Here is an 11,681-nt window from a genome sequence, read left to right as displayed (position 1 = left end):
CGTCCTCCGATGAGTCTCGAATTCCTCTGGTACATCCCGAATCAGGTCACCCCCGGGCATCGCGGTGAACCCGTGACCGCCGCGCACAACAGCCTGGACACCCTCACCACCCACGCGCTGGCGCTGGAGCGGCACGGCTGGCAGGGCGCGTTGCTCGGCACCGGCTGGGGTCGCCCGGACACCTTCACCACCGCCACCGCGCTGGCCGCGCGCACCAGCACCTTCGAACCGCTCATCGCGATCCGGCCCGGCTACTGGCGGCCCGCGAACTTCGCCGCCGCCGCGGCCACCCTGGATCACCTGACCGAAGGCCGGGTCCGGGTCAACATCGTGTCCGGCAAGGACGATCTGGCCGCGTACGGAGACAGCGACGGCGAGCAGGCCGACCGCTACTCGCGCACCCTGGAATTCCTGCAGCTGACCCGCAAGCTGTGGACGCAGGAGCGAGTCACCTACCGGGGTGAGCACTTTCAGGTCACCGATTCCACCGTGCAGCCGCGCGTGGTGGCGCGCGAGGGCCGTCCGCACCCGAAGCTGTACTTCGGCGGGGCGTCCGAGGCCGCCGAGCGGGTCGCCGCGGCGGAGGCCGACGTGCAATTGTTCTGGGGTGAGCCCCTGGAAGGGGTGCGCGAGCGCATCGAACGCCTGAAGACCCTCAGCGCCGAACTCGGCCGCGAGCACGCGCCGCTCGAATTCGGTTTGCGCATCACGACTTTCGTGCGTGACACCACCGAGCAGGCATGGGCCGAAGCGGAGGCGAAGGTGGCGGAGATGGCGGCGCAGCACGGCGACCCCGGGCAGAATCCGCATCGCCGCACCGCCGTCGGACAGCAGCGCCTGCTCGATCTGGCCGCACGCGGCGAGGTGCTCGACGACAACCTGTACACCACACCCGGCCGCTACGGCGGGGGCGGCGCGGCGACCACGTGGCTGGTGGGGTCCGCCGATGACGTGGCCAAATCCCTGCGCAAGTACCGCGATCTCGGCATCACCCACTTCGTACTCTCCGATACCCCCTACCTGCGGGAAATCGAACGCCAGGGCGATCAGCTGCTGCCGCTGCTCGCCGAATGAGCGCGGGCAGTCTCACCACCGCCCGCGCCGCGCTGTCGCGGGACCGCGGCCCGCTGCGGTTGATCGTGGTCTTCGCGATCACCCAGACCGTCAGCTATGGCGCGATGATCCAGGCCTTCACGGTCCTGCTGCTGCCCATGTCGGACGCGCTCGGGGCCTCGCGCACCGCGATCGCCGCCGCCGCAACGATTTCCACGCTGGTGGGGGCGTTGGCGGCGGTGCCGGTCGGAAGGCTGCTCGATCGCTACGGCGGGCGGGTGCTGATGGCGGCCGGCTCGGGGGTGGGCGTCGTCGCGGTGCTGCTGTGGTCGCAGGTGCAGAACCTGGCCCAGCTGTACGTGGCGTTCGCCCTCATCGGGGTGTCGCTGGCGATGTCGACCTACGAGGCGGCCTTCGCCGTGCTGGTGGTGGCCGCCGACCCACGCCATCGCGACAACGCGATCATCGCGGTCACCATGATCTGCGGGCTGGCCACCAGCTTCTACTACTTCCTGGTCGGGCACCTGGACGCTCGCTTCGGCTGGCGCACAACACTCGTACTGCTCGCGGTGGAGCTGGCGGTGATCGCCGTCCCGGCGCACCTGTGGGCGGTGCCCGGGCGGGCCGCGCATCTGGGCCGCATCGCCACGCAGCCGGGCGTCTCCGAGGGCGGGGCCCTGCGCGATCACCGGTTCTGGCTGCTGGTGCTGGCGTTCGTCGCCCAATCCGCGTCCACGTCGGCCTTTCTCACCATGATGGTCACCTATTTCCGGGACGCGGGCTTCGCGGCCACGACCGCGGCCACCCTGCCCATCACCATCGGGGTCGCGCAGATCGGCTCGCGGCTGGCGCTCGCGCCGCTGGCCCGTCGGTACGGGATGACGGGCGTGACCGCGGTGTCCTTCGCGTTCCAGGGCGCGGGCCTGCTGGCGCTGCCGCTGGCCGGGACCTCGCTGCCGTGGACCCTGGTGTGCGTCATATCCTTCGGGCTCGGCTACGGCACGAGCGTGGTGGCCCGGCCCTCGATTGTCGCCGACTCGTTCGGCGTCGCGCGGTTCGCGGGGATCGCCGCGCTCATGACGGTCCCCATCGCGCTGTCCCGCGCGGGCGCGCCGCTGGCGGCCGCCTGGCTGCGCGACTGGCGGTTCCTGGTGATCATGGGCGCCGCCGCGCTGATCGCGGCCCTGGCCCTGCTCCCCCTGTCCCGCCGCCGCCCGGCCGTCGCGGAACTCCCCCTCGCCGCACCCGAATCTCCCGCCACCGGAACGACACCCGTCTTCATCATCGGATCGACCGGCCTCGCGGCCCAGGACGAAACAGCCGCGGCCTGCGCACCCGAGCCGACGAGCGGCGTGCGCTGACACTGGACACCGGGGCCGAGCCCGGTGTAGCACCGGGCGACTCCCCCGCGCCACCCGCCGATCACCGCGCCGTGCGGGACGGCATCGACCTGTCCGGCCACGTGACACCTCGTGAGCGTATCGATGCGACAGAGAGTCCCGAATCCATCCCGGACCACCCCGTCCGGAGCAGTGCCGGAATCCAGCTGCGGCGGTACGGGTTACGGGGTTTGCGCGGGCCGGTGATGTTCGGTGCCGGCCATGGCGCGCGCGACCAGGGGGCGGGCCAGCCGGGTTTGGACCGCGCGCATGATCCAGGCGTTCACGCGGATACCGAGCATGGACTCGGGGGCCACCGCTGCGACGCGGCCCGGGGGCAGTTGCTGCGCCGAGGTGATGCGCGGGCGCATGGCCGACTCGAAAGCCGCCAGGGCGGCAGGGATTCCGGCCGGATCGGCGGGCGCGTTCGCTGCGCGCAGGGCGGTCGTCAGTTCCGCGGCTCCGCGCAGCGCCAGGGCGGTGCCGAGGCCGCTGAGCGGACTCGCGCACCACGCGCTGTCGCCGACCAGGACGACACGGTCGTCGTGCCAGGCGGGCATGTGCACCTGGTCGTAGGTGTCCAGGGCGAAGTCGGGGGCCTTGCGCGCGGCGTCCAGGAATTCGCGGGCGCGCCAGCCCGCGTCCGCGAAAATCTGTTCCAGCAGCGCGAATTGGGCTTCGCGATCGTCGCGGGGCGGGAGCGTGTCGGCGGCGAAGGTCAGCCCGATCTCCTGCTGACCCGGATGGCCGGGGCGGGCCTCGAGCGCACGGCGGCCGGGGACGTTGCAGAGCAGGAACCAGCCGTCGAGCTTCGGGGTCGCCGGCTCCTCCTCGAGGGTGAACCAGGCGTGGGCCAGGCCGAGCGGGCGGCGGTAGTTCTCCTCCGGTCCGAAGCGCAGTGCGCGAACCCGGGAGTGTGCGCCGTCCGCGCCCACGACCAGATCGAAGTCCTCGGCGTCGCCGGAGCGGAACTCCGCGGTGACCCGGGAGCCCGAGTCCCGCAGTGCCGTCACCGTTTCGCCGAAGCGCCGGATGACACCGGGGCCGGCGGCGTCGTGGATCAGCCGGGCGAGGTCGGTGCGCAGCAATTCCTCGCTGGACACCAGCCCCTGGCCGTCGAACGCCGTCACCGGCATCTCCGCGAGCCGCCGCCCGTCCGCCACGATCCACGCCGCACCGCGCTGGGGAATAAGGCGCTTGCGCGCCTGTTCGAGCAGCCCCAGCTCATCGAGCACCTCGGCGCTGTCCCCGCGCAGATCGACGGTCTGGCCACCGGCCCGCAGCGCGGGCGCGATCTCGGTGACGACCACCTCCCACCCGTCCCGCTCCAAGTACACCGCGAGCGTGTCCCCCGCGATGCCGCCTCCGACGATGAGCACTCGTGCCATGGCCCGCTCTCCTTGGTGAGATGGTTACCCAAGGACACGATAGTGCGATCAGACGTCGTCGCCATCCCAGATGTCGCCGGGGCCCTTGCTTCCGCCGCCGTCGTTCAGATGCCACGGGTCGTCGTCGCCGCTGTTTCCGCCACCGCCACCGCTGTTTCCGCCACCGCCGCCCGAATTCGAGCCGCCGTGATCGTCCGGCTGATCGTCAGGCCAGAAGCCGGCGTCCTCCGGGAAGGGCATGGCGAACGGAGACGGGAAGACGCCTTCCAGCGCGACGGCGCCGGATTCCGAGGCGTTCGCGACTGCCTCGATGGACCCGGATTCGGTCATGATGAAGGCCACCAGCGGAATCGAGATGATGGCGAGTTCGGGGATCTCGACCACCACGTCCCGCAACGCACTGCCGATCGCGTCGGCCGCGGTAGTGAACATCTGCACCGCCAGCGGACTGAGATGGACGGTGTAGCGCAGATGCAGGAAGCCGTGCGTGTCGACGCGCACCAACTGATCGCTGTCCGGGTCCTGCGCGGCCTGCAGCACCCGCCGGGCCGTCGCGTCCAGATCGAAGACGCGGTTCAGCTCCAACCCGTCGAGCCGATGGTTCGCCAGGGTGGCTTCGAACTCCGAAACCTTGTCCCGGACTTGCTGTTCGGTGATGTTGGACATGATCAGATCCCACTCCCCCGGTGCTTGCGATGCAGCGGGTCCTTGTTCGGGTTGCCTTCCCAGCCGCCGTTGCCGTCACCGAGCTGGTCCTTCAGCTGTTTGTCGAGGTCACTGTCGTCCGACTGCCGCCCGGATCCGGACTCCTCCTCCGCGATCTGGTGCTCGACCTCCCAGTACACGGGCGACTCGGGCACCGGTACCACGAACGGCGAGGGCACGGTTCCCTCGAGCCGCACCGGGCCGCCCGCCGCCTGCCCCTCGATCTCACCGGCATGGGTGGCGATGAAGTCCGACAGCGGCTGCACGATGGCCGCGACATCCGGGAAGGCGGCCACGGCCGCGCCCAGCATCGCGCCGAAATCCGATCTGCCGAGCTCGGCGACCGCCTGCGTGCTCAGATGCACCGAATAGCTGTACTCCCCGTCCATATCCACGATGATCAACGGAGTCCCCTCGGAATCCACGCGCGGCTCGAGTCCTGCCGTCAGACGGGCCGCCGTCGCCAGATCCAATCCCGCCACCGGATCGAATCCCTCGAGTTTCCACCGGCTCAGCGCACCCTCCAACTCTCCGGCCTTGGCCCGTACGACTTCGTCCGACACGTCATCCGCCATGATCCCTGCCCCTTCCGTGAGACACCTCACTTCTATTGGGCCTCAACCACTCTCACGAATTCGAGGCCGTTGGGCTCTAGCCCCACAGCGGGTTCGCATGCTTGGCTGAAGCCGCGTGGAACAGTTGGCACGAACACGAGATCTGTTGGCATGGAATGTCATTGAACAGACCGGAGGATCGGCGAACCGGAACCGATAGACACCCGCTCAACCGACCGGCACGCCCCACCAAGGTTCGAGTTTTATTCGCTGGCGGCAACCGGCATCGGTCGTTATCGTTGTCGCCGCGACGCGGGGAAGCTCCTGGATCTATAGCTGGGGGCGAGTTGAGTTCCCCAGCGTCGTCCAAACTTCCCTTCCCGCACGGGGTTCGTGGCGGGCTCAGCCGCGCCGCAGGGTCAGGATCGAGATGTCGGGGCGCGCGCCGATGCGGACCGGCGGGCCCCAGGCTCCGACGCCGCGCGTGGTGTAGAGCTGCATATCGGCTTCGTGATCCAGTCCGGCCACCGTGCCGTTGACCCAGCCCACGACGTAGTTCAGCGGCCAGATCTGGCCGCCGTGGGTGTGACCGGACACCTGGAGGTCGACCCCGTGCGCGGCGGCCTCGGGCGCCTGGCGCGGCTGGTGCGCGAGCAGCATGACGAAGCGGTCGTCGCGATGCCCGGCCAGGGCCGCGTCGATGTCGGGTCCGTACGGATCGGGCGCCGCGAAGTCGTAGACGCCCGCGATCTCGAGGGTCGCGCCGTTGACCTGAACCTCGGCCCGTGCGTTGCGCAGTGACTTCAACCCCAGACGATCCCAGTAGTCCATCCAGTCGGCGACACCGTCCACGTAGCCCTCGTGGTTGCCCGCGACCGCGAACTTCCCGTATTTCGCGGTGAGCCCCGCGATCGGCGCGATATCGGGCCCGACGAGTTCGACCGATCCGTCGATGAGATCCCCGGGGAGCACGATCACATCGGGCCGCTGGGCGTTGACCAGATCCACGACCCGCTCGGTGAAGGCGGCGCCGCGGGCCGCGCCCACGTGGATGTCGGCGACCACCGCGACCCGGAGGCCGTCGAGTTCCGCGGGCAGTTTCGCCGAACTCACCTCCACCTCGAGCACGCGCGGATCGTTCGCCTCCCCCACCCCGTAGACGACCGCGCCCACCGCGGCCACCACGAGTACACCCGAGAGCACCCGCAGCAGCGGCAGGCGATCCGTCATCCCCGCGCCGCGCGCGATCGCCAGCACGAGCCCGATCAGCAGCAGGCCGAGCACCAGGTAGAACAGCACCGCCGTCCACACCAGCCCCACCCAGACGATGCCTCGGACGGGCTCGGGCGAGTACAGGCTTCCCGCCCCGAACGCGACGAACACACCGGCCCACAGCACCGCGAGCACGCCCGCCCCCGCCACCTTCGCGGCCTTGGGCACGCCCGTGGCCCGCAGTAACCGTCGATACAGCACCCAGTGCACCAGGGCGAACACCAGCCCGCCGACAACCATTCGCAGCACGTGCCGCCCTCTCGATATCCAGAACTCCGCAGCGGTTCCGCACGCCACCCGCGCGCATCGCACAACGATCGATGGCACCGAGCGTAATCCCGGGCTCGGCGGATCCCCGTCCGGTCGGCGTCGCGCCGACCGCGGGCCGAGCGGCCGCGAACCGGCACACCGTCGACCGCCACCCGAATCATGCTGTCGAGCAAGAAGTTCGGAGTAAGATCGGCTGGCAGCGTCGCCATCGGAGATTCGGGGCCGCTCCCGGGGGCTCGACGATGGCTCGGCGGAGCGAGGAGTGCGGCGATGTCCTACCTGCGTGCCTGTGCGGTGTTGACGGCGGTTCCGGCGCTGCTCGCGTTCGGATCCGGAACCGCGGCAGCGCAACCCGGGGAAAGCGTTCCCCTCGATCAGGGACGCGGTGAACCCGCCGTGCAACCCGTGGCGGCCTCCGGCACCCTGCGCGTGGGGTCGGAAACCGTCCAGCTGCCGGTGGCGATCGACGCCCAGGCACTCGCGCAGGCCCAGAGCTATGTCGACGGGGTCCAGTCACAGGTCGGTGCGACATTCGATCGGCTCGGCCACCCCCGCAGCGAACCCGAGCGCCGGGCCGCCGGGGCCGAAGCCGGCCGGGTCATCGGTGCGGTCATCGGCAAGGTCGTCGTCTTCCCCCTGGAGATCGTCGGGTGTGGGGTGGGGGCGACGATCGGGGCGGTCGCGGGCGGGGTCATCGGCGGACTGCCGACCGTGGGAGCGGGCGTGCCCGTGGGGGCCGCCGTGGGCGGGGTGGCGGGCTGTCTACTGGGTGGGCTCGCGGTCGCCATACCCGTCGACATCGCCGGGCTGGTGGGCGGCGGGGCCATCGGCGAATTCGTCGGGGGTGCGCTCGGCGCCGCGACCGCGGCCGATCCCGCCGCGGCACCGGGCGCCGATGCCGCAGCGGCCCAGCCCGTTTCGATCGAGACCCGGGCGAGCACACCGGAGCCGCTCGCGGTCGCACCGGTCGCCGACGCCATCGCCGCGGGCGGCCCGGACGCCGAGGCCGCGGTCACCTCGCTGCGCACCGCCGTCAAGTCGATGCCCAAACTCGGCCCGGACGCCCTGGGACCGCTCACCCAGCCGGCCAACGACCTGTTCGCCGCCGTCCAAGCCGCCCTCTGATTACGACTCGGCACTCAGTCCAGACAGAACTCGTTGCCCTCGATGTCCTGCATCACCAGGCAGGACTCGTTGACGCCGTCCGCGCGCAGCAGGTGCAGCCGGGTCGCCCCGAGCGCGACCAGCCTGGCGCATTCGGCCTCGAGCACGTCCACCCGCTCCTGACCCACCAGACCGGTTCCGACCCGCACGTCGATGTGCACCCGATTCTTGACGATCTTGCCCTCCGGAACCGCCTGGAAATACAGCCGCGGTCCCACTCCCGCCGGATCGGCGCACGATCGGCCCCGATGCTCGTAACCCAGTACCGCGGACCAGAATTCAGCGACGCGCTCGGGCTCGGCGCAGTCGAAGGTGACCTGAATCTGCCTGATCGATGTCATCGGTCCAACCTAACCGCGTCGCAGCTCCGGGCCGAGCGGGCTCAGGCCGGGACCGCGGCCGCGGACTGCCTGCCCGGGAGCGGGAGGCCGAACCGTTCACGCAGGGTCGGCGCGGAGTACTCGCGCTGGAACAGGCCGCGGGACTGCAGCAGCGGCACCACCAGGCCGGTGAACGCCTGGAGGTCGACGGCGGTTTCGGCGGGCATGATCGTGAAACCGTCGGCCGCGCCCGCGGCGTACCAGTCGGCCAGGTCGTCGGCGATCTGCTCGGCGGAACCGACCAGCAGGCGGTGGCCCGACCCGCCCGCACCACCCTGGATGAGTTGGCGTGGGGTACGGGGGCTTTCGGCGATGAGGGCGCGGGTGGAGATCGCGAAACCGGTGGAGAACGCGCCCGCGGGGATGGCCTCGGGCAGATCGTCGGCGGTGATCTCGTCGTCGGGGCCGAAACTGCCGGGCGGGAGGCCGAGATCGTTCAGGAGGTTGGCGGTCAGGCGCTCGATCGGCAGGTGCGCGTAGAGCTCCCGCTCCCGCTCGCGGGCCTCCGCCTCGGTGGCGGCGACCAGGACCACCACGCCCAGGGAGATCTTCACCGAGTCCGGATGCCTGCCCGCTGCCGCGGCCCGGCGGCGGATGTCCTCGCGGAACGCGACCGCCTTGGCGCGCGTCTGGGCGACGGTGAAGACCACGTCCGCGAAGTCGCCCGCCAGGCGCAGCCCGCCTTCGGAGCCGCCCGCCTGCACCACCACCGGCCGGCCCTGCGGTCCCGGCGCGACGGGCAAAGGCCCTGCCACCGAGAAGAATTCGCCCTCGTGGTCGATCCGGTGGATCTTGCCCGCGTCCGCGTAGCGCCCGCTGTCCTTGTCCGCGACCAGCCAATCGGGCTCCCAGCTGTCCCACAGCCGGGTCACCACATCCAGGAATTCCCAGGCCCGCCGATAGCGGGTGGTCTTGTCCGGGTGTTCGTCCAGGCCGAAATTCGCCGCCGCGGCCGGGGTTCCGGTCGTCACGATGTTCACCGCGGCCCGCCCCTTGGTGACGTGGTCCAGCGCCTGGAAGCGGCGGGCCAGGTTGTAGGGCGAGTTGTAGGTGGTCGAGGCGGTGATGACCACGCCGAGCCGTTCGGTCACCGCGGCCAGATTGCCCAGCAGCACCAGCGGATCGATGCCGGTGCCGGGCGCTTCCTCGATCTCCGCGCGCAGGGCGGGACCGTCGCCCAGGAAGACGGCGTCGATCTTGGCAGCCTCGGCGATGCGAGCGAGCCGCTGGAAGTAGTCGATGTCGAGATACGCCAGCGGATCTGCGTGCTCGGCGCGCCACGCGTGCCGGAAGTGCCCCGGCGTCATGAGCGACAGGTTCAGATGGAATCCAGGCATGGAAAGCCTCTCGTGAAGCGAAAGTGTGTCAGAACGCGGCCGGGGTCCAGCCCAGTGCGGGGGCGAGTTCGCGAGCGCCGGCGGCGAGTAGCCGCACGTGCTCGTCGGGTTCGGGCACCCCGGGCACGAAACTCAGCAGCAGATCGGTGATCCCGGCCAGCGACGGGTCCGCGGCCAGCTCCCCCGCCAACTCCGGCGCGGGACCGACCAGGGCGTGGTCGGCGTCGAGGTAGTCCGCGACGCTCAGCTTGTCCACGCCCCGATCGGCGGGCGCCCAGCTCTGCCAGCGCCGCACGCCCGGTTCGACCAGCCGCAGCGCCGCCTCGCGATCCGGATGCGGATAGACCGCGCGGGACGCCTGAATGCGCGGCGCGGCATCGGTTCTGGTCCAGGCCGCGCGGTAGGACTCGATCCACGCCGCCTGATTGCGCTGCGCCGCTTCGATGCTCCCGTCTCGCCACGCCGTCGCCCGGGACAGCTGCAGTCCGTCACCCGCCCGCGCGGCGGCCGCGGCGGCGGCGTGCGCGCGGTCCGGCTCGCCGGTCGTGGCCTGCCAGAGCCGCTGCCGGACACTGGCGCCCGGCGGATGCAGCACCTCACCCAGACTGTTCACCGGCCCGCCGCCCAGGACCTCGTGCAACCGGGCGACGGCCGTCTCGTACTCCTCGTGTTTGCGATCGAGGTCTCTCCCGAAGGCTTCCCACGCGCCCGGGAACGGTCCGGAACCGACCCCGAGTTCGAGTCGGCCGCCGCTGATCTCGTCGAGGGTGGCGGCGTCCTCGGCGACCCGCAGCGGATCCTCCAGCGGCAGCACCAGCACACCGGTGCCCAGCCGGATACGGGAGGTGTGCGCGGCGATGGCGGCCAGCACCACCAGCGGCGACGAAACATGTTCGCGCCCTTGGCGGAAGTGCCGCTGGATCACCCAGCCCGAGTCGTAACCCAGCTCCTCCGCGGCCTGGAAGACATCGATCGCCTCCCGGTACGCGTCGGCGGGCGCGATATCGCGATCGAGGTGGAGCAGGAAGCCGAGCCGGAAGTTCCTGCCGTCCTCGACGCCCGCGCCGAGGGTGGTGTGCCGGACCGCTGTCATGGTGTTCTCCCGAGAATCAGCCGGAGGTCAGAGTCGAAGTCCGGTGCCGTGCACACCGTGTTCGTCGATGAGCGCGAGCTCCTCATCGGTGAAGTCGGGGAAGCTCACGGCGGCGATGTTGTGATCGAGCTGCGCGGTGGAGCTGGCCCCGATGAGGGCGGAGGTGACCTCGGGGCGGCGCAGCACCCACTGCAGGGCCAGCTGGGCCAGGGACTGCCCGCGCGCGGCCGCGATCTTGTTCAGTTCAGCGGTGCGCTGCCGGTAGGTCTCGTCGATGACGTCCGGCGACAGGAAGGTGCTGTTCACCGCGCGGGCCCCGGCGGGGATCGTCTCCAGGTACTTGTCGGTCAGAAGACCCTGTGCCAGCGGCGAATACACGATGACGCCGAAGCCGTCCCGCTCGGCGGTCGCGAGCAGGCCCTCGCGCTCGGGCCGGCGATCGTAGATCGAGTACCGGGCCTGGTGGATCAGCAGCGGCACGCCGGCGGCGCGCAGCTGCTCGGCGATCTCGTGGGTGCGTTCGGATTGGTAGTTGGAGATGCCGATGTACAGCGCCTTACCCTGCTGTACCGCGCTCACCAGCGCCCCGACGGTCTCCTCCAGGGGCGTCCCGTGGTCGGGCGAGTGGTGGTAGAAGATGTCGACGTAATCGGTGCCCAGATCGCGCAGGCTGTGTTCGAGCGAGGTCAGCAGCGACTTGCGCGAGCCGCCGCGCAGGTACGGGCTCGGGCCGATCGCGTTGCCCGCCTTGGTGGACAGGATGAGCTCGTCCCGGTAGGGCGCGAGGTCGCGGCCCAGCACTTTGCCGAAGTTCTGCTGCGCGGCGCGATGCGGCGGCCCGTAGCGGTCGGCGTTGTCGAAGTGGGTGATGCCGAGATCGAAGGCGTGCAGGATGATGTCGCGCTGGGTGGCGAACGGGTAGTCGGTGCCGAACTTCTGCCACAGGCCGAAGGAGAAGGCGGGCAGGTCGAGACCCGAGGCGCCGGTGCGCCGGTAGGGCACCTGCTCGTAGCGGCTCTCCGCCGCGGTGTAGGTGGTCTCGAAGGGGCCGTAGTTCATCGGTGTCGTTCTCTTTCCGTTGTGCGG

Annotated in this window: 11 protein-coding genes; 3 read left to right on the top strand and 8 right to left on the bottom strand. The window is 70.6% G+C overall.

Annotated features, from left to right (window positions below; all coding sequences use genetic code 11):
- Positions 1 to 9 precede the first annotated feature (9 nt).
- Both ABZ319_RS10955 and ABZ319_RS10950 read left to right on the top strand, forming a co-directional pair.
- Entirely contained in the window at positions 10 to 1,074 is a 1,065-nt protein-coding gene (locus ABZ319_RS10955) for an LLM class flavin-dependent oxidoreductase (protein WP_354986176.1), read from the top strand.
- Entirely contained in the window at positions 1,071 to 2,414 is a 1,344-nt protein-coding gene (locus ABZ319_RS10950) for an MFS transporter (protein WP_354986175.1), read from the top strand. The genes ABZ319_RS10955 and ABZ319_RS10950 overlap by 4 nt, the downstream gene beginning before the upstream one ends.
- A 200-nt stretch (positions 2,415 to 2,614) precedes the next feature.
- On the opposite strand, the gene ABZ319_RS10945 is transcribed toward ABZ319_RS10950, so the two are convergent.
- From ABZ319_RS10945 to ABZ319_RS10930, 4 genes are all read right to left on the bottom strand, one after another.
- Positions 2,615 to 3,820: an FAD-dependent monooxygenase gene (locus ABZ319_RS10945; protein ID WP_354986174.1), complete on the bottom strand. Its 1,206-nt coding sequence runs from the start codon at positions 3,818 to 3,820 to the stop codon at positions 2,615 to 2,617.
- Between the two features lie 48 nt (positions 3,821 to 3,868).
- The gene (locus ABZ319_RS10940; protein WP_354986173.1) at positions 3,869 to 4,486 is read right to left on the bottom strand and encodes a hypothetical protein; all 618 of its coding nucleotides are present in this window, start codon (positions 4,484 to 4,486) and stop codon (positions 3,869 to 3,871) included.
- Between the two features lie 2 nt (positions 4,487 to 4,488).
- On the bottom strand, positions 4,489 to 5,100 hold the full coding sequence (locus ABZ319_RS10935; RefSeq protein WP_354986172.1) for a hypothetical protein: 612 nt from the start codon (positions 5,098 to 5,100) through the stop codon (positions 4,489 to 4,491).
- A gap of 381 nt (positions 5,101 to 5,481) precedes the next feature.
- The gene (locus tag ABZ319_RS10930; protein WP_354986241.1) at positions 5,482 to 6,591 is read right to left on the bottom strand and encodes a metallophosphoesterase; all 1,110 of its coding nucleotides are present in this window, start codon (positions 6,589 to 6,591) and stop codon (positions 5,482 to 5,484) included.
- 300 nt (positions 6,592 to 6,891) lie between these two features.
- Here ABZ319_RS10930 and ABZ319_RS10925 point away from each other — a divergent pair, with 300 nt between their 5' ends.
- On the top strand, positions 6,892 to 7,746 hold the full coding sequence (locus ABZ319_RS10925) for a hypothetical protein (protein ID WP_354986171.1): 855 nt from the start codon (positions 6,892 to 6,894) through the stop codon (positions 7,744 to 7,746).
- Between the two features lie 14 nt (positions 7,747 to 7,760).
- On the opposite strand, the gene ABZ319_RS10920 is transcribed toward ABZ319_RS10925, so the two are convergent.
- The 4 genes from ABZ319_RS10920 to ABZ319_RS10905 are packed head-to-tail and all read right to left on the bottom strand — an operon-like array spanning position 7,761 to position 11,654.
- Positions 7,761 to 8,126 (bottom strand): VOC family protein, encoded by a 366-nt coding sequence (locus ABZ319_RS10920; protein ID WP_354986170.1) that lies wholly within the window; start codon positions 8,124 to 8,126, stop codon positions 7,761 to 7,763.
- Positions 8,127 to 8,167: 41 nt separating this feature from the next.
- Positions 8,168 to 9,502, bottom strand: coding sequence for an NtaA/DmoA family FMN-dependent monooxygenase (locus ABZ319_RS10915; RefSeq protein WP_354986169.1), 1,335 nt, complete (start codon positions 9,500 to 9,502; stop codon positions 8,168 to 8,170).
- A gap of 28 nt (positions 9,503 to 9,530) precedes the next feature.
- Entirely contained in the window at positions 9,531 to 10,595 is a 1,065-nt protein-coding gene (locus tag ABZ319_RS10910; RefSeq protein WP_354986168.1) for an LLM class flavin-dependent oxidoreductase, read from the bottom strand.
- 27 nt (positions 10,596 to 10,622) lie between these two features.
- The gene (locus tag ABZ319_RS10905) at positions 10,623 to 11,654 is read right to left on the bottom strand and encodes an aldo/keto reductase (protein WP_354986167.1); all 1,032 of its coding nucleotides are present in this window, start codon (positions 11,652 to 11,654) and stop codon (positions 10,623 to 10,625) included.
- Positions 11,655 to 11,681 lie beyond the last annotated feature (27 nt).

The sequence above is a fragment of the Nocardia sp. NPDC005978 genome, assembly GCF_040614455.1.
GTDB lineage: Bacteria > Actinomycetota > Actinomycetes > Mycobacteriales > Mycobacteriaceae > Nocardia.
This window is presented reverse-complemented; position numbering and strand designations above follow the sequence as displayed.

Bases quoted from the DNA above. Each gene is read 5' to 3' on its own strand.
- ABZ319_RS10940 (WP_354986173.1), bottom strand. From the start codon at position 4,486: ATGTCCAACATCACCGAACAGCAAGTCCGGGACAAGGTTTCGGAGTTC.
- ABZ319_RS10920 (WP_354986170.1), bottom strand. From the start codon at position 8,126: ATGACATCGATCAGGCAGATTCAGGTCACCTTCGACTGCGCCGAGCCC.
- ABZ319_RS10955 (WP_354986176.1), top strand. From the start codon at position 10: ATGAGTCTCGAATTCCTCTGGTACATCCCGAATCAGGTCACCCCCGGG.
- ABZ319_RS10950 (WP_354986175.1), top strand. From the start codon at position 1,071: ATGAGCGCGGGCAGTCTCACCACCGCCCGCGCCGCGCTGTCGCGGGAC.
- ABZ319_RS10930 (WP_354986241.1), bottom strand. From the start codon at position 6,591: ATGGTTGTCGGCGGGCTGGTGTTCGCCCTGGTGCACTGGGTGCTGTAT.
- ABZ319_RS10935 (WP_354986172.1), bottom strand. From the start codon at position 5,100: ATGGCGGATGACGTGTCGGACGAAGTCGTACGGGCCAAGGCCGGAGAG.
- ABZ319_RS10905 (WP_354986167.1), bottom strand. From the start codon at position 11,654: ATGAACTACGGCCCCTTCGAGACCACCTACACCGCGGCGGAGAGCCGC.
- ABZ319_RS10925 (WP_354986171.1), top strand. From the start codon at position 6,892: ATGTCCTACCTGCGTGCCTGTGCGGTGTTGACGGCGGTTCCGGCGCTG.
- ABZ319_RS10945 (WP_354986174.1), bottom strand. From the start codon at position 3,820: ATGGCACGAGTGCTCATCGTCGGAGGCGGCATCGCGGGGGACACGCTC.
- ABZ319_RS10910 (WP_354986168.1), bottom strand. From the start codon at position 10,595: ATGACAGCGGTCCGGCACACCACCCTCGGCGCGGGCGTCGAGGACGGC.
- ABZ319_RS10915 (WP_354986169.1), bottom strand. From the start codon at position 9,502: ATGCCTGGATTCCATCTGAACCTGTCGCTCATGACGCCGGGGCACTTC.